This is a genomic window from Streptomyces sp. NPDC004266 (assembly GCF_042874095.1).
In the GTDB taxonomy this organism is placed as follows: Bacteria; Actinomycetota; Actinomycetes; order Streptomycetales; family Streptomycetaceae; genus Streptomyces.
The window spans coordinates 266227-292532 of the sequence record NZ_JBIAMM010000009.1 but is presented as its reverse complement, the minus strand read 5'-3'; the positions used below and the strand labels follow the sequence as shown (position 1 = coordinate 292532).

Annotated in this window: 20 protein-coding genes; 10 read left to right on the top strand and 10 right to left on the bottom strand. The window is 75.1% G+C overall.

Features of this window, described 5'->3' with window-relative positions; all coding sequences use genetic code 11:
• Nucleotides 1-21: 21 nt before the first annotated feature.
• Nucleotides 22-1419: an NAD(P)/FAD-dependent oxidoreductase gene (locus ACFYUZ_RS23050; RefSeq protein WP_389312079.1), complete on the top strand. Its 1398-nt coding sequence runs from the start codon at nucleotides 22-24 to the stop codon at nucleotides 1417-1419.
• Nucleotides 1420-1464: 45 nt separating this feature from the next.
• Here the strand turns inward: ACFYUZ_RS23050 and ACFYUZ_RS23045 are convergent, their stop codons facing one another.
• From ACFYUZ_RS23045 to ACFYUZ_RS23035, 3 genes are all read right to left on the bottom strand, one after another.
• Nucleotides 1465-3063, bottom strand: a complete 1599-nt coding sequence (locus tag ACFYUZ_RS23045) for an alpha/beta fold hydrolase (protein WP_389312077.1) — start codon at nucleotides 3061-3063, stop codon at nucleotides 1465-1467.
• Nucleotides 3064-3078: 15 nt separating this feature from the next.
• Complete coding sequence (locus ACFYUZ_RS23040; RefSeq protein ID WP_389312075.1) at nucleotides 3079-4416, bottom strand: alpha/beta fold hydrolase; 1338 nt, start codon at nucleotides 4414-4416, stop codon at nucleotides 3079-3081.
• Nucleotides 4417-4853: 437 nt separating this feature from the next.
• Entirely contained in the window at nucleotides 4854-6194 is a 1341-nt protein-coding gene (locus ACFYUZ_RS23035; RefSeq protein ID WP_389312074.1) for a DUF2252 domain-containing protein, read from the bottom strand.
• Between the two features lie 182 nt (nucleotides 6195-6376).
• Here ACFYUZ_RS23035 and ACFYUZ_RS23030 point away from each other — a divergent pair, with 182 nt between their 5' ends.
• Nucleotides 6377-7129 (top strand): GntR family transcriptional regulator, encoded by a 753-nt coding sequence (locus tag ACFYUZ_RS23030; protein WP_389312072.1) that lies wholly within the window; start codon nucleotides 6377-6379, stop codon nucleotides 7127-7129.
• Between the two features lie 83 nt (nucleotides 7130-7212).
• On the opposite strand, the gene ACFYUZ_RS23025 is transcribed toward ACFYUZ_RS23030, so the two are convergent.
• On the bottom strand, nucleotides 7213-8742 hold the full coding sequence (locus ACFYUZ_RS23025) for an amino acid permease (protein ID WP_389312071.1): 1530 nt from the start codon (nucleotides 8740-8742) through the stop codon (nucleotides 7213-7215).
• 62 nt (nucleotides 8743-8804) lie between these two features.
• Nucleotides 8805-9779, bottom strand: a complete 975-nt coding sequence (locus tag ACFYUZ_RS23020) for a hypothetical protein (protein WP_389312069.1) — start codon at nucleotides 9777-9779, stop codon at nucleotides 8805-8807.
• 302 nt (nucleotides 9780-10081) lie between these two features.
• Between ACFYUZ_RS23020 and ACFYUZ_RS23015 the strand changes: the two genes are divergently transcribed.
• The 5 genes from ACFYUZ_RS23015 to ACFYUZ_RS22995 all read left to right on the top strand — a co-directional run bounded on the left by ACFYUZ_RS23015 (nucleotide 10082) and on the right by ACFYUZ_RS22995 (nucleotide 15198).
• On the top strand, nucleotides 10082-11608 hold the full coding sequence (locus ACFYUZ_RS23015) for an FGGY family carbohydrate kinase (protein WP_389312200.1): 1527 nt from the start codon (nucleotides 10082-10084) through the stop codon (nucleotides 11606-11608).
• Nucleotides 11605-13083: an FAD-dependent oxidoreductase gene (locus ACFYUZ_RS23010; protein ID WP_389312067.1), complete on the top strand. Its 1479-nt coding sequence runs from the start codon at nucleotides 11605-11607 to the stop codon at nucleotides 13081-13083. The genes ACFYUZ_RS23015 and ACFYUZ_RS23010 overlap by 4 nt, the downstream gene beginning before the upstream one ends.
• A 66-nt stretch (nucleotides 13084-13149) precedes the next feature.
• Entirely contained in the window at nucleotides 13150-14355 is a 1206-nt protein-coding gene (locus tag ACFYUZ_RS23005) for an FAD-dependent oxidoreductase (protein ID WP_389312065.1), read from the top strand.
• 58 nt (nucleotides 14356-14413) lie between these two features.
• Nucleotides 14414-14890: an NUDIX domain-containing protein gene (locus tag ACFYUZ_RS23000; protein WP_389312063.1), complete on the top strand. Its 477-nt coding sequence runs from the start codon at nucleotides 14414-14416 to the stop codon at nucleotides 14888-14890.
• Between the two features lie 62 nt (nucleotides 14891-14952).
• Entirely contained in the window at nucleotides 14953-15198 is a 246-nt protein-coding gene (locus ACFYUZ_RS22995) for a hypothetical protein (RefSeq protein WP_389312062.1), read from the top strand.
• Between the two features lie 78 nt (nucleotides 15199-15276).
• Here ACFYUZ_RS22995 and ACFYUZ_RS22990 read toward each other — a convergent pair whose 3' ends face one another.
• The gene (locus tag ACFYUZ_RS22990; RefSeq protein ID WP_389312198.1) at nucleotides 15277-16482 is read right to left on the bottom strand and encodes a cytochrome P450; all 1206 of its coding nucleotides are present in this window, start codon (nucleotides 16480-16482) and stop codon (nucleotides 15277-15279) included.
• A 108-nt stretch (nucleotides 16483-16590) separates the two neighbouring features.
• Nucleotides 16591-18639: an NAD-binding protein gene (locus ACFYUZ_RS22985; protein WP_389312196.1), complete on the bottom strand. Its 2049-nt coding sequence runs from the start codon at nucleotides 18637-18639 to the stop codon at nucleotides 16591-16593.
• Nucleotides 18640-18986: 347 nt separating this feature from the next.
• On the opposite strand from ACFYUZ_RS22985, the gene ACFYUZ_RS22980 reads away from it, so the two are divergent.
• Together ACFYUZ_RS22980 and ACFYUZ_RS22975 are read left to right on the top strand one after the other, a co-directional pair.
• Nucleotides 18987-20237: a D-alanyl-D-alanine carboxypeptidase family protein gene (locus ACFYUZ_RS22980; RefSeq protein ID WP_389312060.1), complete on the top strand. Its 1251-nt coding sequence runs from the start codon at nucleotides 18987-18989 to the stop codon at nucleotides 20235-20237.
• Nucleotides 20238-20571: 334 nt separating this feature from the next.
• Nucleotides 20572-21213, top strand: coding sequence for a DUF6058 family natural product biosynthesis protein (locus ACFYUZ_RS22975; protein ID WP_389312194.1), 642 nt, complete (start codon nucleotides 20572-20574; stop codon nucleotides 21211-21213).
• Between the two features lie 49 nt (nucleotides 21214-21262).
• On the opposite strand, the gene ACFYUZ_RS22970 is transcribed toward ACFYUZ_RS22975, so the two are convergent.
• Nucleotides 21263-23650, bottom strand: coding sequence for an ATP-binding cassette domain-containing protein (locus tag ACFYUZ_RS22970; protein ID WP_389312192.1), 2388 nt, complete (start codon nucleotides 23648-23650; stop codon nucleotides 21263-21265).
• 19 nt (nucleotides 23651-23669) lie between these two features.
• On the bottom strand, nucleotides 23670-23909 hold the full coding sequence (locus ACFYUZ_RS22965; protein ID WP_093877469.1) for a DUF5133 domain-containing protein: 240 nt from the start codon (nucleotides 23907-23909) through the stop codon (nucleotides 23670-23672).
• A 142-nt stretch (nucleotides 23910-24051) separates the two neighbouring features.
• Between ACFYUZ_RS22965 and ACFYUZ_RS22960 the strand changes: the two genes are divergently transcribed.
• Nucleotides 24052-25089 carry an NAD-dependent epimerase/dehydratase family protein gene (locus ACFYUZ_RS22960; protein ID WP_389312058.1) on the top strand — a complete coding sequence of 346 codons (1038 nt, stop codon included), beginning with the start codon at nucleotides 24052-24054 and terminating at the stop codon, nucleotides 25087-25089.
• Nucleotides 25090-25118: 29 nt separating this feature from the next.
• Here ACFYUZ_RS22960 and ACFYUZ_RS22955 read toward each other — a convergent pair whose 3' ends face one another.
• Entirely contained in the window at nucleotides 25119-25982 is an 864-nt protein-coding gene (locus tag ACFYUZ_RS22955; RefSeq protein ID WP_389312056.1) for a glutathione S-transferase C-terminal domain-containing protein, read from the bottom strand.
• Nucleotides 25983-26306: the final 324 nt, after the last annotated feature.

Here is a 26306-nt window from a genome sequence, read left to right as displayed (position 1 = left end):
CCACGAAACGAAAGGGCGGGTATGGCCGACGACTTGGGGCACCGCGCGACGCGTCACGCGGTGGTCATCGGGGGAAGTCTCGCTGGACTGCTTGCCGCTCGGGTGCTCGCCGAGCACGCCGAGAAGGTGACGGTCGTCGAGCGCGACCGCTACCCCGAAGGGCCCGACGCCCGGCCGGGCGTTCCGCAGGGCCGGCACCTGCACGTGCTCATCGCGGGCGGGCAGGAGGCGTTCGACGAGCTGCTCCCGGGGTTCATGGAGGAGCTGCGCGAGCTCGGCGCGCCCAAGGTGGGCGTGCCCGAGGACATGGTGCAGTGGCAGAACGGCCGATGGATGCACCGGCTGCCCGCCACCGTCCACTTCTACTCGGGCCCCCGCCCGCAGCTCGAGTGGCTCGTGCGGCAGCGCGTGTCGGCCGACCCCAGGATCGAACTGGTCGGGGGCCACGAGGTGGTGGGTCTGGCCGGCGACTCCTCGCGCGTCCGCGGCGTCCGGCTGCGCGAGCGCGGCGCGGGAGCCGAGAAGGAGATCCGCGTCCTGGAGGCCGATCTGGTCGTCGACGCCTCCGGCAGGTCGACGAAGGCGGCGGACTGGCTGGCCGCGATCGGTGCCGAGGCACCGCACGAGGAGACCATCGACACCGGTCTCGCCTACAGCACCCGGGTCTACCGCGCCCCCGCCGGGGCGCTGGACAGCGACGCCATGGGCTACTTCATCGTGCCCAACCCCGAGCAGGAGTACGGGGCCGTCGTGCTGCCCGTCGGAGACGGGACGCACCTGGTGACCCTCTCGGGGCTCCGGGGCAACGAACCGCCCACGGAGGAGGGGGCGTTCGAGGAGTTCGCGAAGCGGATGCCGCACCCGCTGATCAGCGAGTGGCTGGCGGGGGCGGAGCCGGTGTCCCCGGTGTACGGCTTCCGCAAGACCGCCAACATCCGGCGCCGGTACGACCGTCCGGGCCGCCGCCCGGCCGGTTTCCTCGCCACCGGCGACGCGCTCTGCGCCTTCAACCCGGTCTACGGACAGGGCATGGCGGTGGCGGCGATCTCCGCCGTCGCCCTGCGCCGGGCGCTCTCCGACCCGAAGCGCACCCCGACCACCCGGCAGGTGCAGCGCGCCCTCCTCGACGCCTCCCGGCAGGCGTGGGACGTCTCGACGGGCGCCGACAAGAAGATGCCCGGCGCCGTCGGCGGCACGGACGCCCCTGGCGTGCTGGACAAGGCGGTCGGCTGGTACATGAGCCGGCTGCAGGAGCGGGCGGCGGGCGACCCGGTCGTCGGCGCGGCCTTCCGCAAGGCGATCACCCTCACCGCCCCGATGACGGTCCTGTTCGCCCCCGCCGTGGCACGGGCGGTGCTCTTCGGCCCGGTCCACGCGACACCGGCCGAGCCGCCGCTGCGCCGTAAGGACAGGCCCTAGCGGGGCGAGGGGCGGTGGTGGATCGTCACCGCCCCTCGCCCCGGCTCACGCGCCGATCTCGAACGCGGGCGGCTCGAGGCCCGCGAGACAGCTGGTGTCCGGAGCGTCCGGGCGGTCGAAGAACGAGACGGTCATCGTCTGCGCGCACTTCGAGTCGGCGAACACCACGTGGGCCACGTAGGGCACCGTGACGGCGATGGACCGGCTCAGCGTGCGGGCGGCGTACGGCCCGCTGCTCGGCGCGGTCTGGGCGTCGAAGCCGCCGGACAGGACGAGGGTCGGGATGTCGCTGTACGTCCGCCGCCGGACCGAGGGGTCCGCCGGGGGGACGTCCCAGGCGCGGCAGTCCGGGTGGAGCCAGGCGAGGAAGGGAGCGTTGACCAGCACCGAGCGGGGGAACGAGGGGAACAGGCGCCGCCCCGCCCGGACCACGTCGGCCTCGCTCTCGTACGGTGTCCACTCCCGGCAGAAGACGCCGTAGGCGAGCCCGTGCCCGGTCCTCCCGATGGCCTGCGGGCTGAGCTTGCCGCCCGCCCACTGCTCGGCGATCCGCCGCGGGTTGCCGTGGGCCAGTTCGTCGATGGAGCGGGGCACTCCGGCGGCCACGTGGGTGGCGGAGGCCAGCCAGTTCACCAGGACGCCGCCGTCCAGCACGACCTTCACCGGCCGGGGCCGGCCCGGGACGGTGACGGTGGTGGTGACCGGTCGCTTCTCGACCTGACCGACGAGGCGCTCGAACGTGGCCTTGAGGCGCGGATAGCGGGTGTTGCAGGCGGGCTGCTGCTCACAGGCCCTGAACAGGCCGTCGAAACCTTCTCGTGCGGCCTTCCAGGTCACGGCCCCGCCGGCCAGGGCCGGCGGCAGGACGCCGTCGATGCCGACCGACCGGATGCCCTCCGGGTGCAGGCGCATGTAGTGGAGCGCCAGGTCGGTGCCGTACGAGATGCCGAACACGTTCCATTTCCCGATGCCCAGCGCCTTGCGCAGGTCGTCGTAGTCGGCGGCGCTCTCGGGGCCGTAGTAGGCGCTGGGGTCGGCCCCGCGGCTCACCACCCGGTCGCGGCACCTCCGCGTCTCCTCGACGTGGAGGCGCCCGGTGGACGGCGCGCCGAAGACGAGGCCGAGGGAGTCCGCGGCGAACTCGTCGACGTTCGGGCAGGTGAGCTGCGGGTCGGCCGAGTAGGTGCCGCGCTGGGACATGAAGATCACGTCCCGGTCGCGGTTGAGGCCGCCGGCGAGCGCCATCGGGATCTCCGACACCGCGTCGTCGCCGGGTCCGCCGGCGAGCCACACGATCGGGTCGCCCGCGTGCCTCTTCGCGGCCGCCGGGACGATCGCCACGGCGAGGGTGATCCTGCGCCCCCACCCCCTGCCGTGCCGGTCACGCTTCTCGGGGACGGTGAGCGTCCCGCAGTGGGCGTCCTTCAGGGCGGGAATCGGGTCCGCGGTCCTCGGGCAGGGTCCCGGCTCGAAGCGGGCGTGACCCGCCGTCCCGGCCACCGTGCCGAGCGGGGCCGAGGGGCCGGACTCGGCGTGGGCGGGTGCCGTGACGAGGCCGGCGGCGAGGACGCCGGCGGTGGCCCCGGCCAGCGCGGCCGGGAGGCGTCGCGCGGTGCGCCGGTGGTGGGCTGGTGGAAGGGACATCATTCGGCCTCCGTGTCAGGGGGTGAGGGTGAACGGTGCGGGCCTGAGTCCGGCCACGCAGCCGGTGTCGGGCGCGGTCGGACGGGCGAGGAAGGAGCCGAGGACGCTCGCCGCGCAGGGCGACTGGGGGACCACCCAGTGGCCGATGCCGGGGATCACGACCGAGGTCGAGCGGGGCAGGGTGCGGGCCGCGACCCGGGCCCAGCTCGCCCCGGTCTTCATGTCGAAGCTTCCGGCGAGGAGCAGCGTCGGCACCTTGCTGAAGGTGGGCACCCGCTGGATCTCGGTGCGGTCCGGGACGTTCCAGGTCCGGCACAGGGCGTGCTCGAAGGGCAGTTGCGGGGGCTGGGCCAGGACCGTGTCCGGCCACCCCGGGAAGTTCCGGCGTCCCGCCTTCAGCACGTCGTGCTCCGAGAAGCCGGGCGCCCACTCGGCGCAGGCCACCGACTGCGTCATGCCGTGGGCGAATCCGCCGATGACGGTCCCCACGTCGACCGCTCGGGCTCGCGCGAAGCGCTCCGGGTTTCCGTGCGCGAGTTCGTCGAGCGCCGCGGGGACGTCGACGGCCTTGACGGTGTTGGCGACGAGGATGTTGACCAGCGCGCCCCCGTCGAGGTCGACCTCGACCGGGTCCCCGCCTCCGGGCGGCTGCGCCATGAGTCTCAGCGGGTGCGCCTCGAGACGGCGGACCTGCTCGTCCAGCGTGCGCCGGAGGTGCGGGTAGCGGCTCTTGCACCGGGGCTGGGCCTCGCACGCCGCGAAGATCTCGTCGATCCCCTCGGCGAAGCTGTCCCAGGTCCACGGCAGGTTCACGACCGTGGGGGGCGCGACCGAGTCGATCGCCACCGAGCGGATGCCCTGGGGGTGGCGGCGCAGGTAGGTGAGGGCGAGGTTGGTGCCGTACGAGTAGCCGTAGACGTTCCACCGGTCGATGCCGAGGGCCGTGCGCAGGTCGGCGAAGTCCGCCGCGTTCTCGGTGGTGTTGTAGGAGCTCAGCCGGATTCCGTCGCGCGTGAGGCGGTCACGGCACTCCTTGGCCGCGCGCACGAGGAGCCGCCCGGTGGCGGGGGAGTCGTAGCGCAGCCCCACGGCCTTCACGTTGAAGCGGTCGATCTCCGGGCAGGCGAGGTTCGGCTGCGAATAGCGCGTGCCGCGCTGGGCCATCACGATCAGGTCGTGGTCCCGGTTCACCCCGGAGGAGACGAGGAAGGGGATGCTGTCGAAGGCGTCGCCGCCGGGTCCCCCTTCCATGAACACCACCGGTTCCTCGGCCGGTTCGGCCGAGGCGGCCGGGACGATCGCGACGGCCAGCCGGATGGTCCGGCCGCCGCGGTGGGAGCGGTTCTCGGGCACCTCCAGGAATCCGCACCGCCCGGGGACGGGCTCGGGCGTCGGCGGGCAGGGGGCGGGCACGAACCGCGCCGGGCCTCCCGGGTGGGGCCCGCGGGCGGGCGCTGACGCCGCGTCACCCGGTGTCGAGGTGCTCCCCGTCGTCGGGGGGCGTGCCGCGGCCGGACCGGCCGCGCCCAGAAGGGCGAGCCCGGCCGTGAAGAGCGCGAGACCGGTGCGCGCGCCTCGGGGGTGCCGTCGACCGTACGGGCGCCGGGCGCGCGCTCGTACGGTGCCTTGTTCCGTCATGTGCTCGGGTCTCTCTGTGGACCACGGTCGCCCCGGGCCGGGACGACACCGCGTGGCTGGGCCCGCCACGGCGTGGTCCGGGCGGGCGCTGTGCTCATCAGCCTGCGGCGGGGGTGGGCGCCCCACCACTCGTGGACTCCACTCGGAGCAGTTCAGGCGCCGGGGGCCGCCGTCACCATGCCGGCGGCGATGGCCGCGCCGAGGGCCGCGTAGTCGTCGGCGTTCTGCGCGGCGTAGGCGAGCGCGAAATCGGCCACGGCGCGGTCGAAGACGTCCGAGCCGCCGAGGTAGGCGGCGATGGCGATCCGGTCGCCGGAGCGGGCGTGGGCGCGGGCCAGGGCCCGGCCGCAGAGCCGCGCGTAGTCCCGCAGGGTGGCCGGGGACATGGTCTCCACCTCCGCGGAGCCCTTCATGTCGCGCAACTGCCGCCAGTAGAAGTGGCGTTGCTCGGGTCCGGTCATCCAGCCGAGGAAGATGTCGCTGGCGGCCTGGGTGAGCCGCTGGCCGTAGACGACGCGGCGGCCCTGGTGGGGGTAGGCGGTCGGTGGCAGGTACTGCTCCAGGACGGACCGTCCGGCCTCCTTGATCTGGAGGATGAGCGGGTCGCTCTCGTCCCGTCCTTCGAGGAGGAGGACGAAGCAGCGGGTGCCGACGCTGCCGACTCCGACGACCTTGCGGGCGGCGTCGACGAAGCGGTAGCGGTCGAGGAGGATGCGGCGCTCCTCGGCGAGGGAGCTGCGGTAGTCGCTGAAGATCTTCCCGAGGGTGATCCGGTCGACGTCCGTGGCGCGTTCGAGGAGCGGCGGGTCGTCGACGATGTGCCGGTTGCCCTCGGAGTCCTTCTCGGTGAGCTTCTCCAGGGCCTGGAGGCTGGTGCGCCGGCGGGCACCGGCGAGCCGTTTCGTGAGGCGGGCGCGGTCCTCGCCGCGCACCACGCGGAGGATGTCGTCGGCGGAGATCCGCTCGTACCAGACGTCGAGCTCGCCGAGGCCGGCGAGGCGGCGCATGGTCGCGCGGTACGACTCCACGGCGACGAGCGCGGCGCGGTGGGCCTTGGGCTTGGCGCTGCCGTTCTGGAGGGAGGCGACGGTGATGCTGGCCGCGAGCCTCTTCACGTCCCATTCGAAGGGACCCGGGAGGGTCTCGTCGAAGTCGTTCACGTCGAAGAGGAGCGTCCGTTCGGGTGAGGCGTAGACACCGAAGTTGAGCAGGTGGGCGTCGCCGCAGAGCTGGACGGTGAGCCCGGTGTGGCGCTCGGCTCCGAGGTCGGCGGCCATGACGCCGGCGGCGCCGCGCAGGAAGGCGAAGGGGGAGACCGCCATCCTCGCGTACCGGAGGGGAACGAGGTCGGGCAGCCGGTCCAGGGACTCCCGCTCCAGGGTCACCAACGGGTCGGGGCGCTGCGACCTGGGTATCCAGCGTCCGTGGGAGGCGCGGGGGACGCGTTTGCGGGCCGCCTTCCCCAGAGCGGCACGTTCCGACGGTGTCGTCATCCGGCCTCACCGCCTCTTCCCGCCGATGTGTTCTCGGCCCGGTCACCTGAACCTCATTACAAGGCGCCTCGCCCGTTTCGGCCACTCTGCCGGACCGCTCTGGATAAATGGTTTAGACCAATGATAGGAATTGATCACCCACACGGTCCACGCCGTCACGCTGAGCAAAGAGAGGGTTGATCATGGTCGAGCCCGATTCCGAGGCGGTGGCGGAAACGCCGCTCTATCTCCGGGTCGCCGCCGCCCTGCGCGAGGACCTCGCCCAGCGGCGCATCTCCCCCGGCAGCCGGCTCCCGTCGGAACGAGCGCTGTCCCAGCGCTACGACGTCAACCGGCAGACCGTCCGCAGCGCGCTCCAACTCCTCAGGGACGAAAGGCTCGTGGTCACCGACCGGCGCGGCACCTTCGCGGCCGTCGACGGGACCGGACCCGAGCCGGCCGGTCCCGTCCTCGTCGCCCGCCGGCCGACGTTCCCCGGCGGGCCGCGGGCGGCCGAGGCGCTCGTCCGGGCCTCGCTCACCTGGGAGCCGCCGCCCGCTCCCCTGGCGTCACGGCTCCTGCTCACCCCGGGGGAACCGACCCTCGTCCACCGGCACACGGTCCTCGGACCGCACGGGGCGGCGCTCCAGCGGGCGGTCTCGTGGTTCTCCCGGCCGGCCCTCGCCGAGATCCCCCAGCTCTCCCGCTACCGCCGGGGCGGCGACTGCCGCCGCCGGCCCGACCTGCGGCTCCTCTACCACTGGATGCACCAGGCGGGACTGCGGGTCACCCACCGCGAGTCGGTCGGCGTCCCGCCCGGTCCGGCCACGGCCGGCGGCGCGGCGCGGCTGGTCGTCCACCGGGTCGTCAGCGACCAGCACGGACACGCCCTGGAGATCACGGACATCGACTTCTCGGCCCAGTCGGCCGCCTGGACCTACGAGTTCAGCGCCTGACCCCGCCCCGTCCGGTCCGCGGTACGCGGACGGGGGCGTGTCCGATCGGATCGGACACGCCCCCCGGGGGCCGGGCTCCGGCGTCAGACGATGCCCTCGGCGATCTCGGCCTCTTCGCGGGCGGTTCCGTACGCGGTCGGCGTGCCGTACGAGCGGCGGGCGACGTACCACCAGACGCTGGCGAGGACCAGGACGACGACGAGCGCGATCGCGGCGTAGTTCATGGTGTCGACGTTCACCGGGGACTTCTGCGGCAGGCAGAAGAGGACGGTCACGAAGGCCACCCAGACGACGGCGATCCAGCCGATGGGCCTGCTCCAGCGGCCGAGGCTCCACGGGCCGGGGACGAAGCGGTTCCCGGCGCGCAGCCGCAGGTAGATGGGGATGGCGTAGGCGGGGGTGATGCCGATGACGTTGATGGCGGTGACGGCGCCGTAGGCCGTGGCCGAGTACAGCGAGGGGACGGCGAGCAGCGCGGCCACGACGACCGCGAGCCAGACGGCGGGGACGGGGGTCTGGGTGCTGCCGCTGACCTTGCGCCAGAGCGCCGAGCCGGGAAGGGCGTTGTCGCGGCTGAAGGCGAAGACCATGCGGCTGGCGGCGGCCACCTCGGCGTTGCCGCAGAAGAGCTGGGCGACGATCACGACGAGCAGCAGGGCGGCGGCTCCGCCGGAGCCGAGCGCGTCCAGGAAGATCTGGGCGGGCGGGACGCCGGTGGCGCTGTTCTGCGTGGCCGCGTAGTCCTGGATCGCGAAGGTGAGTCCGGCGAGGAGCGCGAAGCCGGCGAGCCAGGAGACCCAGATGGCCCGGACGATGCCCTTGGCGGCGGTGACGGAGGCGTTGGAGGTCTCCTCCGACAGGTGGGCCGAGGCGTCGTAGCCGGAGAAGGTGTACTGGGCGAGGAGCAGGCCGATCGCGGCGACGTAGAACGGGTTGGCCCAGCCGGTGTCGTTGACGAACTCGGTGAAGACGAACTCGACGGACTGGTGCCGGTCGGGGACGAAGGCGAGCGCGCCGACGATGACCGCGACGCCGATCAGGTGCCACCAGACGCTGACCGAGTTGAGGACGCTGACGAGGCGGACGCCGAAGAGGTTGAGTCCGGCGTGGAGCAGCAGGATGGCGAGGAAGATGAGGAAGGTGGAGCCCGGGGTGGGCACGAAGCCCCACTGGAGGTTGAGGAAGGCCCCGGTGAAGAGGGCGGCGCCGTAGTCGATGCCGGCGATGGCGCCGAGCAGGCCGAGCAGGTTCAGCCAGCCGGTGTACCAGCCCCAGCGGCGTCCGCCGAGGCGGTCGGCCATGTAGTAGAGGGCGCCGGAGGTGGGGTAGGCGCTGGTGACCTCGGCGAGGGCGAGGCCCACGCACAGGACGAAGAGGCCGACGCCGACCCAGCCCCACAGCATGACGGAGGGGCCGCCGGTGCCCAGGCCGAAGCCGTAGAGGGTCATGCAGCCGGAGAGGACGGAGATGACGGAGAAGCTGATCGCGAAGTTGCCGAAGCCGTCCATGCGGCGGGCGAGGACGGGCTGGTAGCCGAGCTCTCTGAGTCTCGCCTCCTCGTCCTGCGCCGGTGGTGGCTTGCGTATCGCGTCGGTGGGGGCGGTGCGGGACATGGGACCTCCGGGGGACGGGGGAAGCGGGGGTGGGGGGGAAGCAGAGGGGGCGCGGTGGCGCGTCAGCCGCCGAGACAGCGGGCCCGGGCGCGCAGGAAGACCTCCTCGGCGAGGGCCCGGTCGTCCGGGTGAGCGGTGCGGTAGGCCCACGGGAGGGTCGTGTAGTACGGGCCGAGGGCCTGGAAGACCCGGGCCGCGTCGGCGAAGCGGAGGGCGCCGAAGAGGGCGTGCGCCAGGTGGTTGAGGTCGAGCAGCGAGGCCTCGTCGGTGGCGCAGAAGAGGAACCAGGTGTCGAGGGCGCGCTGGGCGTCGCGGACGGCGTCCTCGGCGACCCAGTGGAGGTCCAGGGCGCGCTCGTGGCCGCGCTCGCGCCGGTAGCGCTCGACGCGGACGTAGAGCGGGAGGGCGTGCAGGGCGGAGCCGACGGGGGCGGAACTGGCCGCCCAGTGCGAGTAGTTGACGGCCTCGGAGAGGGGGCCGGACTGCCGGGCGTAGACGAACTGCAGCATGCGGTGGTGGGCCTCGCGGTTGTGCGGGTCCCGCTTCTCCACCTCGGCGAGCAGGCCCCAGGGGCCGGGCGGCAGCATGGGCGCCGGTGGGGTGAGCCGGTGCTCGGCCATGCGCCGGCGGCCGTCGAGGGCGGCGAGGGCGATCAGACCGATCCAGGGCACGGGGTCGGCGGGCGACCGGTCGGAGGCTTCGTGGCAGGCGGTCAGGGCCTCCTGCCAGAGCTCACGGGTCCGGGTGTGGCCGGCCCGGTGGGCGCGGACGGCGCGCTCGACGGCGACCCGGCTGTGCATCACGGCGGCGGCGAGGCTCTCGGGCTGCTCGGCGCGCCAGATGGGGACGACGTCGCTGCCCGCGGCGACGGTGGCGAGGACCTGGGTGCGCCGGGTCCAGGCCTCCCAGTCGGAGGTCTCGTCGAGGAGACGGGCCATGGACACCCAGCGGCCCGTGCGCAGGTCCTGGACGGCGTTGCGCAGGGCGTGGTCGTGGCCGGCGGGGTGGTAGACGGGGCGGAATCCGTGTCCGGCCATCAGGAGGTGGGGGGTGGTGTGGGTGACATGGGTCCTCGGTGGATGGAGGGGGTGGTCAGTCCCCCGGCGGGCGTCCCGGCCGTTGATCGGCGATCACTATAGAGGGCTCTGGACGCGACCGGTCCACTTTCTTTCGCGACAGTAATCATCAAGCCAACGACTGAATTTGACTTACTGTCAGGTATGCGTGGCGACCTGACGTCTTCGACCGGCGCGCCTTGACGAAGGCCTCCGGCGGCGGCACCCTGACCCTTTTCGGTGACCGGATGATCACCGAGCGGTGCGAGCGAGGGAGCAGCGGGATGACGGGCGGAGCGGTACTCGCCGTCGACCAGGGCACGTCGGGCACGAAGGCCCTCGTCCTCTGCCCCGAGCGCGGTGTCGTCGGCACCGGGACGGCCCCCGTCCGGCCCCGCCACCTCCCCGGCGGCCTGGTCGAGGTCGACCCGCGTGAGCTGTACGACTCCGTGGTCGCCGCCGGACGGGCGGCGCTCGCCGAGGCGGACGTGCCGGTCGTCGCCGTGGGCCTCGCCAACCAGGGCGAGACCGTGCTCGCCTGGGACCCCGTCACCGGGGAGCCGCTCACCGACGCCCTCGTCTGGCAGGACCGCCGGGCGGCCTCCGTCTGCGCCGGCCTCGACGCCCACGCCGAGGAACTGCGCCGCCTCACCGGACTTCCGGTCGACCCCTACTTCGCCGCGCCCAAGATGGCCTGGATCCGCCGCCACGCCACCGGCGCCGGAGTGGTCACCACCAGCGACGCCTGGCTCGTCCACCGGCTCACCGGCGCGTTCGTCACGGACGCGGCGACCGCCGGACGGACCGGGCTCCTCGACCTCGACACGGTCGCCTGGTCGGAGACCGCCCTCGACCTGTACGGACTCGGCGGCGAGGCGCTCCCCCGGGTCGTGGACTGCGACGCCCCGGTCGGCACCACGACCGCTTTCGGCCCCGCGCTGCCGTTGACCGGCCTTCTGGTGGACCAGCAGGCGGCGCTCCTCACGCAGAGCGCGGACGACCCCGCCGCCGCCAAGTGCACCTACGGCACGGGCGCCTTCCTCCTCGCGCAGACCGGACCCGAACCCCGCCGCACCGCCTCCGGCCTGGTGAGCTGCGTGGCCTGGCGGCTCGGCGGGCGCGTCGCCCACTGCCTCGACGGACAGGTGTACACGGTCGCCTCGGCCGTCCGCTGGCTCACCGACCTGGGCGTCATCTCCGGCGCCGGGGAGCTCGACGCCGTCGGCGGCGGCGTCCCGGACAGCGGAGGCGTCACCTTCGTCCCGGCGTTCGCGGGGCTCGCCGCACCCTGGTGGCGCGGGGACGTGCGGGGCTCGGTCACCGGTCTCGGCCTGGACACCGGGCCGGGCCACCTGGTGCGTGCCCTGTGCGAGGGCATCGCCGCCCAGGTCGTGGAGCTCGCCGCGGCCGCCGCCTCGGACCGGGGCGCGCCGCTGACCGCGCTGCGCGCCGACGGCGGGCTGACCCGGTCGGCGCTGCTCATGCAGACCCAGGCCGATCTGCTGCAGCTCCCCGTCGAGGTCTCCTCGCTGCCCGACGCCACGGCGCTCGGGGTCGGCGCGGTCGCCCGGCTCGGACACCAGCCGGGGCTCACGCTCCGCGAGGCCGTGCCGGAGTGGAAGCCCTCGGCCGTGTACGAGCCCCGGATCTCGGCCGACGAGGCGGCGGCGCGCCTCGCGCGCTTCCGCGCGGAGGTCGCGGCGCTGGTGGAGCGGTCGGCGGGCGCGGGCGGTGCGGGGGACGGCATCGACGGGACCGGTGCGGGTGACGGCCTCGGTGCCGGTGGCGGCTTCGGCGGCGCGGCCGTATGAGCGTGACGCGGACCGGGCCGCTGCCCACCGGCGAGGCCGCGGAGTACGACGTCGTGGTCGTCGGCGCGGGCGTCGTCGGTTCCGCGATCGCCCGGGCCCTGGCCCGCCATCCGCTGCGGATCGCGCTCGTGGAGGCCGCGAACGACGTCGGCGACGGCACCTCGAAGGCCAACACCGCCATCCTGCACACCGGTTTCGACGCGCTGCCCGGCACTCTGGAGGCCCGGCTGGTGCGCGAGGGACACCGCCTGCTCGGCGCGTACGCGCGGGAGGCCGGCATCCCCGTGGAACCGCTGGGGGCGCTGCTGGTCGCCTGGGACGAGGAGCAGCGGGCGACGCTCCCCCGGCTCGCGGAGAAGGCGGAGCGCAACGGCCACCGCACCACGCGGCTGCTCGACGCCGGGGAACTCGCGGTGCGCGAGCCCCACCTGGGCCGCGGCGCCCTGGGCGCCCTGGAGGTGCCGGGCGAGTCCGTGATCTGCCCGTGGACGACCACCCTCGCGTACGCCACGCAGGCCGTCCGCTCCGGGGTGGACCTGCATCTGAACTGCCGGGTGGAGAAGGTGCGTCCGGGCGATCCGTACCACCGGCTCGTCACCCGGCGCGGCGTGCTGCGGACCCGTCTCCTCGTGAACGCCTGCGGTCTCCACGCCGACGTGTTCGACGCGCTGGTCGGCCGGGAGGACTTCACCGTCACCCCGCGCCGGGGCCAGCTGCTCGTCTTCGACAAGTTCGCCCGCGACCTGGTCCGGCACATCCTGCTGCCGGTGCCCGGACCGCTCGGCAAGGGCGTGCTCGTCTCGCCGACGGTGTACGGGAACGTCATGCTCGGGCCCACCGCCGAGGACCTGGACGACAAGACCGCCACGGGCACGACGGCGGAGGGCCTCGCCGGGCTGCGCGAGCAGGGCGGCCGGATCCTCCCCGCCCTCCTCGACGAGGAGGTCACCGCCGTCTACGCGGGACTGCGGGCCGCCACTGGACAGGAGGACTACCGGATCGCCGCCCACCCCGGGCTGCGGTACGTGACGGTGGGCGGGATCCGTTCCACCGGACTCACCGCCTCCCTGGCCATCGCCGAGCACGTGCTCGGCCTCCTGGCGGACTGCGGCCTGGACCCGGGGCCGGTCCGCCCGCTCGCCCCGGTCCGGATGCCGAACCTCGGCGAGGCCTTCCCCCGGCCGTACCGGGACGCCGGGCTCATCGCCCGTGACCCGGAGTTCGGGACGATCGTCTGCCACTGCGAGCGGGTCACCCTGGGCGAGATCCGGGCCGCGCTCGCCTCGACGATCCCGCCCGGCGGCCTCGACGGGCTGCGGCGCAGGACCCGCGCCCGGGGCGGCCGCTGCCAGGGCCACCACTGCGGCGCGGAGGTGCGGGCACTGTTCGAGGAGCGGGCGCGGGAAGAGGACGGCGCGGTACGGGAAGGGGACTCGGCGAGCCGGGCGGCGCGGTACGGAGAGGGAGCACGGTGAGCCGGGCGACGGGGCACGGAGAGGGAGCACGGTGAGCCGAGGGGCGCGGTACGGGGAGGGGGCGTCGTGACCCGTGCGGTCGACGTCCTCGTCGTGGGCGCGGGACCCGCCGGGCTCGCCGCGGCCGCGCGGCTCGCGGCGGCGGGCGCGGGCCGCGTCGAGGTCCTGGAGCGGGAGGCCACGGCCGGCGGGGTGCCGCGCCACTGCTCCCGGCCGGGGTTCGGCGCGGACGCCCGGGGACGTGCCCTGGACGGCCCGGCGTACGCGCGGCGCGCGGTGCGGGAGGCGCTGCGGGCGGGGGCGGCGGTCCGTACCGGCGTCTCGGCCACCGGCTGGGCAGGGCCCCTGACCCTGGACGTCACCGCCCCGACCGGGCTCGAACGGATCCGGGCGGGCGCGGTGGTCCTCGCCACCGGGGCCCGCGAGCGGCCCCGCAGCGCCCGGCTCGTCCCGGGCACGCGGCCCGCGGGGGTGCTGACCACGGGCGAACTCCAGCGGACGGTCCTGCGCTTCGGGCCGCGACGGGAGCACATCGGGAGCAGGGCGGTGGTCGTCGGCGGCGACCCGGTGGCCCGGGGCGCGGTGCGCACGCTGCGCGCGGCCGGGGTGGAGGTGGCGGCCGTCGTCGCCGAACGCCCCTGCCGCGCCGTCCTGTTCGCGGGAGCGCCGGTCCTCGTCGGCGCGGTCGTGACGGAGCTCCTCGGGCGCGGCCGGCTGACGGGGGTCGCGGTGCGGGGCGGGGACGGCCGGCCGGCCGTGCTGCGGTGCGACACGGTGGTCCTCACCGGCGACTGGATCCCGGACCACGAGCTCGTCCGCGCCCGCGGGCTGCCGCTCGCGCCCGGCACCCGGGGTCCCCTGACGGACCGGGGCTTCCGCACCGCCGAGCCCGGGGTCTTCGCCGTCGGCAACCTCCTGCGCGGGGTGGAGCCGGCGCTGGTGGCCGCCGCCGAGGGGCGCGCGGTGGCCGGGGCGGTGCTCGAACGCCTCGGCGGCCGCCCCTGGCCCGCCGCCGGGGTGCCCGTGACGGCGGCGGGCCCGTTGCGATGGGTGACGCCCGGTCTGCTGGGGCCGGAGGCCGCCCCCCTGCTCGTGCGGCCGGAGCGACGGCTCGCGCGCCCGGTCCTGACCGTCGCCCAGGACGGTGTCCCGCTGCGGCGGGAGCGGCTGGACGGAACGCTCGTCCCGTGGCGTTCGGTGCGGCTGGGGGCTGGGTGGACGAGCGGCGTGGACCTCGTGGGCGGCCCGGTGACGGTCGACGCGGAGGAGTAGGGGCGAAAGGCCGCGCGGGGGGCTGCGGCGGCCGGGCCCTTCGGCCACACTGGGGCGCATGCCGGACAAGCGCAGCGCGGGCCTTCTGGTCTTCCGCCGTACGACGGGCGGGGGCGTCGAGGTCCTCATCGGTCACATGGGCGGGCCCCTCTGGGCGGCCCGCGAGGAGTCGGCCTGGTCGATCCCCAAGGGGGAGTACGAGCCCGACGAGGCTCCCGAGGCCGCGGCCCGCCGTGAGTTCCTCGAGGAGCTGGGCCTCCCGGCCCCCGACGGCGAGTGGTTCGCCCTCGGCGAGGCCCGCCAGCGGAACGGGAAGCTCGTCACCGTGTGGGCCGTCGAGGGCGACCTCGACCCGGCCGAGGTGGTGCCGGGGACCTTCGTCATGGAGTGGCCGCCCCGGTCGGGCGTCCGGGAGGCCTTCCCGGAGATCGACCGGGTGGGCTGGTTCACTCCGGAGGCCGCCGCTCCGCTGCTCGTCTCCGGGCAGCGGGTGTTCCTGGAGCGGCTGACGGCACACCTCGGCGGACCGGTCTGAGCCCGATTGTCAGACCCGTACGAGAGGGTGGTGGGCGCCGAACTGTCGAGAGGGAGCCCGACATGACCACGATCACCGCCAGCGAGCGCGCGGCCGCCCAGGCGTATCTGCGGCTGCTCGAGTCCACGCAGGCCGTGCTGGCCGACCCGCAGCTCGCCCCGTACGCGGGAGTGATGCTCACCCACCCGATGGCCGAGGCCGACGAGGCGCTCCGCGCCGCGGGCCTCGCCGGGAACGAGGACCGGCTGCTGCGCCTGGTCTCCTCCCTGCGGGCCTCCCCCACGAGCGCCTGGGGGCGGACCGGCTGACGGCGGCGCGCCCGGCACGACCGGGGCGGCTCCGTCCGCCCGGCCGTGGCGGGTGCCGGCGCCGGAGGCGGCGCGCGGTCAGGCTCTCGGGCGGACGGGGAGGGCCCGGACGCTGTTGCCGACGAAGCCGGAGTGGCGGGTCAGCTCGGCCTCCGGGACCGCGAGGTCCAGGTCGGGGAAGCGGGTGAAGAGCGCCTCCAGGGCGACGGCCGCCTCCATCCGGGCCAGCGGGGCGCCCAGGCAGTAGTGGGGGCCGTGGCCGAGCGAGAGGTGCTTCACCGCCCCGGCGCGGGTGATGTCGAAGCGGTCGGCGTCCGGGCCGTGCGCCTTCGTGTCGCGGCCCGCCGCCGAGTACCCGGCGAGGACGGGGGTGCCCCGCGGGACGAGGGTGCCGTCCACGGTGAGGTCACGGGTGGGGTAGCGGAACGGGAAGTAGCTGACCGGGCTGTCCCAGCGGAGGGTCTCCTCCACCACGTCGGCCCAGTCGGCGCGGCCGTCGAGGACGAGGGCGAGCTGCTCGCGGTGGGCGCAGAGCGCGCGGACCGCGTTGGTGACGAGGTTCAGGGTGGTCTCGTGGCCCGCGATGATCATCAGGAGCAGCGTGCCGATGAGCTCGGGCTGGCTGAGCCGGTCGCCGCCCTCGTCCCGGGCGGCGATGAGGGCGCTGGTGAGGTCGTCGCCGGGCGCGGCGGCCTTGTCGGCGGCGATGGAGCCCAGGAGCTCGACGAGCTCGCGGTTGGCGGCGACGGCCCGCGCGGGCTCGGTGTCGGTGGCGACGACCAGGCTGGAGAGGTGGTGCAGCCGGTCCTGATGGGCCGGGTCGACGCCGAGGAGCTCGCAGATGACGCCGAGCGGCAGGGGCAGCGCGTAGTGGCGGCGCAGATCGGCGACGCCGTCGCCGGCGCGGGCGGCTTCCGCGAGTCCGTCGAGGAGCCCGGCGGTGACGGTCTCGACGCGGGGGCGGAGCTCCTCGACGCGGCGGGCGGTGAAGGCGCTGCTGACGAGGGTGCGCAGCCGGCGGTGGTCGGCTCCGTCGGCGGTGGTCATGCCGGGCACGGTGGCGAAGGTCCGCAGCGGCCAGCCGTCGGGTATGCGGCCCTCGGCGAGGGCGGTGAAGTGCTGGGGGCCCTTGGCGACGTCGGGGTGGGAGAGGAAGTCGCGCAGCGCGTCGTGGCCGAGCACCGCCATGCCCTCGATCTCCCCGGGCAGTACCACGGGGGTGACGGCGCCCTCGGCGAGCAGCCGGGCGTTCGCCGCGTGCGGGCAGCCGCCCGCCGGGTCCATGCGGTGCGGCGGGCGGGCGGCGGGCGGGGTGGTGTGCGGTGTGTTCAAGGAAGGGACTCCTGACTGCGGAGGGGACCGTCTCGGCGCGTGAGCGGTCAGATCCTACGGTCAACCCCGCTCGTTTCGTACGGAGTTGTCCTGCACGCTCTCCCTGCCGGGCGTGGCACCGGGGCGGCCCCGGTCGCGCCGCTCGCCTCCGTCGGCCCGTCCGTCACGCTCGCCTCGGTTCCCCCGGGCGACCAGGCCGTCCGGACCTCCTCGGTCGCCTCGGTCGCCCCACGCACCCCGGTCGCCCCGAGCGCCTCGGTCGCCCCGGCCGAGGAGTTCGGCCAGGCCTCGCCGGGTGGCGGCCACGACGACCCGGTCCCCCGGGCCGAGGAGCCGCTCGGGCGCCAGGCGCCAGCCCTCGCCCGAGGGGCCGTGGCCGCCGCTGTCGAGCGCGATGACCCGCCAGGCGCCGGGCCGGAAGGCCTCGGCCACCGTCCGGCCGTCCAGGAGCGGATGGTCCGCGACGTCCACGGAGGCGAAGAGGAGGACGCGGCGCTCGACGGGTACGGCGCCGAGGACCCGGCGGCCCATCATGGCGCCCGCGAAGGCGGGCGCGGCGAGATGGGAGACGCTGCGGCTGCGGGTGAGGGCCCCGGGGTGGGCGGTGCGCAGGGTGCGGAAGACGGCGGTGGCGAAGTCGTCGTCGTAGAGCCGCAGCACGACCCGCAGGTCGGGGGTGACGGCGCGGGCCGAGAGCGCGGCCTCCAGGTTGGTGATGTCGACGCTGGTCAGGGCGAGGAGGGCGTGCGCGCGGTGGATGCGGGCCGCCTCCAGGACGCCTTCCTCGGTGACGTCGCCGATGACGGTGGGGACGCGCAGCCTGCGGGCGACGGCGACGCCCCGGGCCTCGGGGTCCGATTCGACGCACACCACCGGGATGTTCAGTCCCCGGAGCCGGGCGAGGACGCGGGTGCCGACCTTGCCGAGGCCGAGGAGGACGACGTGGCCGGAGAGGCCGCGCGGCGGGCGGCGCAGGGTGGTCGCGGTGCGGAAGGTGCCGAGTCCTTCGAGGAGGGCCGCGACGATCACCGGGAGCAGGAGGAGGCCGACGAAGCCGGCGAGGATCTGCAGGACCTGCCGTCCTGTCGGTTCGCCGACCGCCGGGTCGCCGATGGCGAAGACGTCGAGCAGCGTCAGGTAGGCGGCGTGCAGGGGGTGGTCGCCGGTGGTGAAGGTGGAGGCGAGGGCGAGCGCGAGGACGGCGGCGACGGCGCCGGCGAGGGACCAGCGCAGGCGGCGGGAGAAGAGCGAGGCGACGGGCAGCGCGGAGGTGGCGAGACGGGCCGCCGGGAGGGCCGGGCCCGCCGGGGTGACCGCTTCGAGGGTGACGGCGGCCCGTCCGGTGGCGGCGGCGACCGTCCGGTCGTCCGGCAGGAGGCGCGGGCCCTCGTCCCCGCTGCGCTCGGAGCCCTCGCAGCCGGCCGGGTCGCCGGCGGTGGCCGAGAGCAGGGCGAGCGTGAAGAGTCCGGGGTCGGGCGCCCGGCCCGCGACGGGCGGCCGGTCGACGGCGTGCAGCAGCAGTCCCCCGGCCTGGACCACCTTGCTGGTGCCCGCGACGGCGGCCGCGGCGAGGCCGGGAGCGGCGGTGTCGACGTCGGAGAGGACGGTGGTGGCGGCGTCGAGCTTCTCGGGGTCGAGCCCCGGCTCGGCGACGGCGGCGGCCTGGTCGAGGAGGGTCTCCAGGTGCTGGCCCAGCTTGCGGTTGTAGAGCCGGATCACCAGGCGCAGCCGGGGGTTGAGGCGGCGGGCGGTGAGCGCGGCCCGGATGTTGGTCTCGTCGTCCTCGTGGACGAGGGCGAGGGCGGCGGCGCGCTCCGCTCCGGCTTCCGTCAGGGCCCGGTCGTCCGCCTCCGGTGCCTCGACGACCCGCAGGGCGCCGGTGGGGTCGGCGCCGTCCGCCGGGGGCGCGGCCGCCGCTCCGGCCGCGGTGGTGCGGGTGACGGCGGCGGTCACCCGCCCGAAGAGGGCGAGCGCCCGGCCGGTGCGGCCGGCGGGGGCGCGGGGCGCGTCGGGCATCGCCGGCACCAGGAGGGTGACCTGCTCCCCGTACACCTCGTGGAGTTCGCGCGCGAGGCGGTGGGCGAGGGCGTCGTCGCCGCAGACGATCATGTGCCCGGCGGGGGCGGTGCGGGCCTGCCGCTCGGTCCGGAGGGCGGGCGCGCCGAACGGGCCCGTGACGGGGGGCGTCCCGGGCGCCCTGGCGGGGCCGGGGACGGACCGTCCCGCCGGCTCGGCGGGGGCGGCTCCGGCGGCACGGTCCGGAACGGCGTTGCTCTGGTGCGGGTATGAGGGCACGTCACAAGGATGCCCTGCGCCACCGACAGCGGGTCCCGGCCGGGGCGGACCGTGGAGCGCCACCCGGCCGGACGCACGACGCGCCGCCGTACGCCACACGCGCTACGCCGGTCGGCGCACTCCGATCTGCGCGGTCCGCACCTCCTTCCTACGGTGGCTGAATGATCGTCACGTCAGCTGTCCGTCATGCCGCCGCCGGTTCCGCGGCGCTGCTGTTCGTGCTGCCCGTTCCGGCGGCCGCCGCTTCCCCCGCCGCACCCGTCCCCTCCGTCGCCTCCTCCGTCGGGGAGCCCACGCCGCCCGCGCGCCAGTACGTCGACCGGGCGCGCCTCGACCGGCGGGGCACGCAGGTGCAGCGGTTGCCGGGAGCTCCTTCCGTGCCCTCGGTCTCCGCGCTGTCGTGGGTCGTGGCGGACGCCTCGTCGGGCGAGGTGCTCGCCGCCCGGAACGCGCACCGGAAGCTGCCTCCGGCCAGCACCCTCAAGGCGCTGTTCGCGCTCACCGCGCTCCCCCGTCACGCGCCGTCCGAGCGGCACACCGTGGCCGATTCCGAGCTGACCGGGATCGGGGCCGGCAGCAGCCTGGTCGGGGTGAAGGAGGGGTACACGTACAAGGTCTCGGACCTGTGGAAGGGCGTCTTCCTCAGCTCGGGGAACGACGCCGTGCACGTCCTGGCGGCGATGAACGGCGGCTGGGAGGCGACGACCCGGCAGATGCAGGAGAAGGCCCGCTCCCTGGGCGCCGAGGACACCCACGTGGTCTCCCCCGACGGGTACGACGCGCCCGGGCAGGTGTCCTCCGCGTACGACCTGGCGGTCTTCGGCCGGGCCGGGCTCCAGGACCCGGACTTCGCCCGGTACTGCTCGACGGCGTACGCGGACTTCCCGGCCGGCTCCTGGTCGTACGGCATCGCCAACACCAACCGGCTCCTGACGGGCGCGGACGGGGTGGACCGCTACCCCGGGCTCCTCGGGATCAAGAACGGCTACACGAGCAACGCGGGCAACACCCTGATCTCGGCGGCCCGGCGCGGTGACCGGACGCTCGTGGTCTCGGTGATGAACCCCCAGGAGGGCGGCGGTTTCGCCGTGTACGAGGAGGCTCGGTCGCTGCTCGACTGGGGCTTCGAGGCCGCGGGCCGGGTGCGGCCGGTGGGCTCGCTCGCGCCGGTACGGGCGAAGGCGGCGGCCGACCCGGGCACGCGGGCCGTGCCGGTGGCCCGGAAGGGACGCGGCGCGGAGGCGGCGGCGCCCCGGCCCGGGGCCGAGACGGCGGCCGCGCCCGCGAGGCTGCCCCGGGAGGCGGAGCCCTCGGGCCCGTCGGCCGGCCTTCCGCTGACCCTGGTGGGCTCGGCCTGCGCCGCCGCGCTCGCCCTGTGGGGGTGGCGGCGCAGGACGGCCCGCCGGGCCTGACGCCCCGCCTCGTCGGCCGCCGGTCGTGCGGCGCCGCTGGAGACACCGGGCCGGGGCCGTGCCGGCGACGGTTCGGTGGGCGCCGCACGGTCCGGCTCCTAGCCTGCGGGAACACCGTCCGGGACCGGCCCGGACGGCCTTCCCGAGGAGTGACGCGATGACGGACCGGACGCCGACGGCGTGGGCGGCGGAGGACGGGGCGGCGGAGGACCGGACCCCGACGGACGGGCCCTCGCAGGGCCGAATGCCGACGGACGGGTCCGCGCGGGAACGGCCCCCGACGGACGGGCCCGCAGAGGACCGGACGCCGGCGGACCGGCCCGCGCAGGACCGCATACCGGCGGGACGGGCCGCGGAGGGACGGGCCGCGGAGGGGCCGTCGCCCGCCGCGCGGATCGCCGAGCGGTTCCGCGAGGTGAACGGCGACCATCCGATGACCGCCGACGACGACGCGTACGTCACCGCCCGGTTCGTCCCGCTGGACACGCTGTGCGCCGCGCTCGGCCGGGACCCCGACGAGGTCCGGTCGCTGATGCTCGCGGGACTGCTGCCGCTGCCCGGCTATCTGCGGTCGGACGGTGCCGAGATGGTGCCGCGCGACCTGTTCGCGCTCGCCGACGCGGCGGGCGGCGCCGACCGCCTGCGCGCGTGGTTCACCGGGCACTGGGAGGACCCGGGCCGGGGCGGGGAGGAGTGGGCGGCGTACCTGAGCGGCCGGTACGTCTGCCTGCACGCGGTCACCCCGGCGAACATCCACCGGAAGGACGAGCTGACGGCGGAGATCACCGCGTGCCTCGCGACGGCCGGGGACGACCCCTCGCCGGAGTGGCGCGCCGCCCTCCACGCGCGCGTGGACGAGCTGGACGCCCTGGAGCCGGCGTTCACGGCGTACGACCGGCTGCGGTTCGGCGGACCGGTCTCGCGGGACACCTGCGTGGACACGCCCAGGGCGCTCTTTCCCCGCGCGGCTCGCTGAGCGGCGGCCCGGGGGCCGGAGCCCCCGGGTCGCCGGTCGTGCGCGCCCGTCAGGCGCCGACGTACTCCGCGAGGTGCTCGCCGGTGAGGGTCGAGCGGGCCGCGACGAGGTCGGCGGGCGTGCCCTCGAAGACGATCTTCCCGCCGTCGTGGCCCGCGCCGGGGCCCAGGTCGATGATCCAGTCGGCGTGCGCCATGACGGCCTGGTGGTGCTCGACGACGATGACCGACTTGCCGGAGTCCACGAGCCGGTCGAGCAGGCCGAGGAGCTGCTCGACGTCGGCGAGGTGGAGGCCGGTGGTCGGCTCGTCGAGGACGTAGACGCCGCCCTTGTCGCCCATGTGCGTGGCCAGCTTGAGGCGCTGCCGCTCGCCGCCGGAGAGCGTGGTGAGCGGCTGGCCGAGGCTCAGGTAGCCGAGCCCGACGTCGGCGAGCCGGGCGAGGATCCGCTGCGCGGCCGGGGTGCGCGCCTCGCCGGAGCCGAAGAACTCCTCGGCCTCGGTCACGGACATCGCGAGCACCTCGCTGATGTCCCGGCCGCCGAGGAGGTGTTCGAGGACCGCGGGCTGGAACCGCTTGCCCTCGCAGTCCTCGCAGGTGGAGGAGGTGCCGGCCATCATCCCGAGGTCGGTGTAGATGACGCCCGCGCCGTTGCAGGTGGGGCAGGCGCCCTCGGAGTTGGCGCTGAACAGCGCCGGCTTCACGCCGTTGGCCTTGGCGAAGGCCTTGCGGATCGGGTCGAGCAGTCCGGTGTACGTGGCGGGGTTGCTGCGCCGGGAGCCGCGGATCGCGCTCTGGTCGACGGAGACCACCTCCTCGCCGGCGGGGATCGAGCCGTGCACGAGCGAGCTCTTGCCGGAGCCGGCGACGCCGGTCACGACGGTGAGCACGCCGAGCGGGATGTCGACGTCGACGTCGCGCAGGTTGTGCGTCGACGCGCCCCGGATCTTCAGGGCACCGGTGGGCTCGCGGACCGATTCCTTGACGGCGGCCCGGTCGTCGAGGTGGCGGCCGGTGACGGTGCCGGAGGCGCGCAGCCCGTCCACGGTGCCCTCGAAGCAGACGGTGCCACCGGCCGTGCCGGCGCCGGGGCCGAGGTCGACGACGTGGTCGGCGATCCCGATGGCCTCCGGCTTGTGCTCCACGACGAGCACCGTGTTGCCCTTGTCGCGCAGCTGGAGCAGCAGGTCGTTCATCCGCCGGATGTCGTGCGGGTGCAGGCCGATGGTGGGCTCGTCGAAGACGTACGTGACGTCGGTGAGCGAGGAGCCGAGGTGGCGGATCATCTTGACGCGCTGCGCCTCGCCGCCCGACAGCGTGCCCGCAGGCCGGTCGAGGGAGAGGTAGCCGAGGCCGATCTCCACGAACGAGTCCAGGGTCAGCTGGAGCGCGGTGAGCAGCGGCGCCACCGAGGGCTCGTCGAGGCCGCGGACCCAGGCGGCGAGGTCGCTGATCTGCATCGCGCAGGCGTCGGCGATGCTGATCCGCCCGATCTTCGAGGCCCTGGCGCCCTCGCTGAGCCGGGTGCCGTCGCAGTCGGGGCAGGTGGTGAAGGTGACGGCCCGCTCGACGAACGCCCGGATGTGGGGCTGCATGCCCTCCTTGTCCTTGGCCAGGAAGGACTTCTGGATGCGCGGGATCAGACCCTCGTAGGTCATGTTGATCCCGGCGATCTTCATCCGCACCGGCTCGTGGTGGAGGAAGTCCCGCAGCTCCTTCTCGGTGTACTCGCGGATCGGCTTGTCCGCGTCGACGAAGCCCGATTCGCTGTAGAGCCGGTAGTTCCAGCCGCCCGGGGTGTAGCCGGGGATGGTGAGCGCGCCCTCGGCGAGCGACTTGGAGTCGTCGTAGAGCCGACCGCGGTCGATGTCGGAGACCGTGCCCCGGCCCTCGCAGCCCGGACACATGCCGCCGGTGCGCTCGAAGGTCGCCTTCTCGGTCTTCTTGTCGCCGCGTTCGACGGTGATCGCGCCGCTGGCCCGGACCGAGGGGACGTTGAAGGCGTAGGCGCTGGGCGGTCCGACGTGCGGCTCGCCGAGGCGGCTGAAGAGGATCCGCAGCATCGCGTTGGTGTCGGTGGCGGTGCCGACGGTGGAGCGGGGGTCGGCGCCGAGGCGCTGCTGGTCGACGATGATCGCGGTCGTCAGGCCTTCGAGGACGTCGACCTCGGGCCGGGCGAGCGTCGGCATGAAGCCCTGGACGAAGGCGCTGTACGTCTCGTTGATCAGCCGCTGCGACTCGGCGGCGATCGTGTCGAACACGAGGGAGCTCTTGCCCGAGCCGGAGACGCCGGTGAAGACCGTGAGACGGCGCTTCGGGATCTCGATGCTCACGTCCTTGAGGTTGTTCTCCCGCGCGCCGTGCACGCGGATCAGGTCGTGCCGGTCGGCGGCGTGGGGTGCGGACGCCCGCTCGTCCTCGCCCGGGGCTGTGTTCATCGTGTTCATGGCGGTCACGCTAGTGGCGGCACGGGGGGCGCGCTTCTCGATTCCTGATCTCCGCCGTCGTCACGTAGCGCTCCGCGGCGAGGACGGCCTCGCGGGCGGTGCGCACCCCCATCAGGACGCACAGGGTGTACGCCGTGTCCTCGAAGCGCCGGCGGGCCGACAGGTCGCACGGCCTGTCCTGCACGGTCCGCTCCTGGGCGCGGAAGTGCCGGAGCAGCCGGTCGACGGTGTTCCTGTCGGGCAGCAGCATGGCCGTTCTCCTGTCTCCTGAGTCGCTTCATATTCCCGGCCGTGGGCCGGGTCCGCGACCCATACGGCCACTCTGAGTGACGGCGATGGCCAGGGCGGCTGCCGGAATGCGCTTCCGCCGCCCATGGCGGAGGGTCGGAGACATGAATCCGAGCACGATTTCGCGCGTCGTCGTCACGGGCGCCACCGGCAACGTCGGCACGAGCCTCATCCGGATCCTGGCGCGTGAGCCGGGCGTCGGCTCCGTCCTCGGTCTCGCCCGCCGCCGGCCCGGCTTCGAGCTCCCCGGGGTGGAGTGGGCCGAGCTGGACCTCTCACGGGACGGGGACGAGCCCCGGCTCGCGCAGTACGTGGCGGACGCGGACGCGGTGGTGCACCTGGCCTGGCGGTTCGGGCCGACCCATGATCCGGTGGAGACCTGGCGGACCAACGTCCTGGGCTCGGTCCGCGTCTTCGACGCGGTGGCGGCGGCGCGGGTGCCGGTCCTGGTGCACGCCTCCTCGGTGGGCGCGTACTCCCCCGGTCCCGACGGCGGCTCCCCGGTGTCCGAGGCGTGGCCGACGCACGGGTGGCCGGGCGCCGCGTACACCCGGGAGAAGGCCTATCTGGAGCGGGTCCTCGACACCTTCGAGCGGGACCATCCGCTGACCCGGGTGGTCCGGATGCGTCCGGCGTTCCTCTTCAAGGAGGAGTCGGCGAGCGAGCAGCGGCGGATCTTCGCGGGGCGGTTCTTCCCCGGGCAGCTGATGCGGCCCGAACTGCTGCCGCTGCTCCCGGAGTTCGAGGGTCTCCGTTTTCAGGTCCTGCACACCGAGGACGCGGCGGACGCCTACCGCAGGGCGCTGCTGCGGGACGTCCGGGGTCCGTTCAACCTCGCCGCGGAGCCGGTGATCGACGGCGCGACGCTGGGTGAGCTGCTGCACGCCCGGCCGGTGAAGGTGCCCGCCGGCGCGGTGCGGGGCGCCCTGTCGGCGGCCTGGCGGCTGCGGCTGGTCCCCGCCTCCCCGGGCCTCTTCGACGCGCTGCGGCACCTGCCGCTGCTCGCCACCGAGCGGGCCCGGCGGGAGCTGGGCTGGGAGCCGGCGGCGAGCTCGCTGGAGGCCCTGGAGGCGTTCCTGCGCGGGATCCGCGAGGGCACGGGCGACGACACGGCTCCGCTGGCGGGGCGCCGCATCGGCTGACGGCGCCCGCCGGGGCCGGGGCGGGCGCGTCAGCGCCCGGCGGACCAGTCGACGAGGCGTATCGCCGCGCCGGCGGCCTCGCGGCCTCGGCAGTGGGCGCGGTGGCGGCGCAGGAGGGCGTCGATGTCGAGGTGGCGGGCGAAGTCGGGGCGGGCGGCGAGGCGCTGGGCGTAGGCCCACAGGGCGGGGTGCGCGGCGACGCGGTCCATGGCGGCGGCGTCGAGGTGCCAGCGGTGCACGGTGTCGAGCTGGACGAGGGTGACCCAGACGTGCACGTCGGCGGCGGTGGGGGCGTCGCCGAGGACGTACGGCCGGTGGGTGAGGCGGCGTTCCAGGGAGCCGAGCGCGGCGAAGAGGACGGTGAGCGGGTCGTGGTGGGCGGATTCGCCGTCGAGTCCGAGTTCGCCGGCGCGCTGGGCCGCCCGGTTGACGCTCCGCTCGCACAGGTCGGCGATCGCGTCGACGGCGTCGCGGTGCGCTTCGGGCAGGAGGTCGGGGCCGTCGCCGCGGAAGCGCAGGGCGAGGTCCCGGAGGATGTCGGGGACGTGGGTGCTGACGATCCGTCCGGTCCAGCCGTCGCTGAGGACGGGGGCGGCGGCCGGGCCGGTGTAGAGGTGGGCGCTCGCCTCGTAGAGCGGGCGGAGCACGGCGTACCCGCCGTCGGGCGTGTCGGGGGTGCCGGGGAGCACGGTGAGCGGGAGCGTGGCGTCGAGTCCGAGCAGGGCGTGGGTGAGGGCGATGCTCAGACACCGGGGGTCGGACGGGTCGACGTGGAGGCGGTAGCGGTGCGGGACCGCGTAGTGGCCGCTGTTCGCGTCGCGGCCGATCCGGCCCCGGAAGACGGGCACGGCGGCGGAGGCGGGCAGGAGCCGGGACGGGACGACGACGGACATGGTTCTCCCTCGGGGGTGCTCGGTGCCGGGTCGGGCGGCGCGCGACGGCGCCGTGCGGCGGCGGCCGCGCGGGGCCCGGGGCGGCAGAGGTACGGGAAGAGGAGACGGGCGGACCGCGGCGGGCGTCTCAGCGGACGGGGTGGACGCACGCGCGGGGGCGGCGACTCGCCGCGCTGCAGACCCGCAGCAGATCGATGTGCCGGCGGGACGTCAGGGGCAGCGGACGCGGGAGGGACGAGGCGGGTGAGGTGTCCCTCCGGCCGGTGCGTCCCATGGTTCCCTACCTGTTCGCTCGGTTTCCGTCCCTGAGTGTCCGGCGGGCCC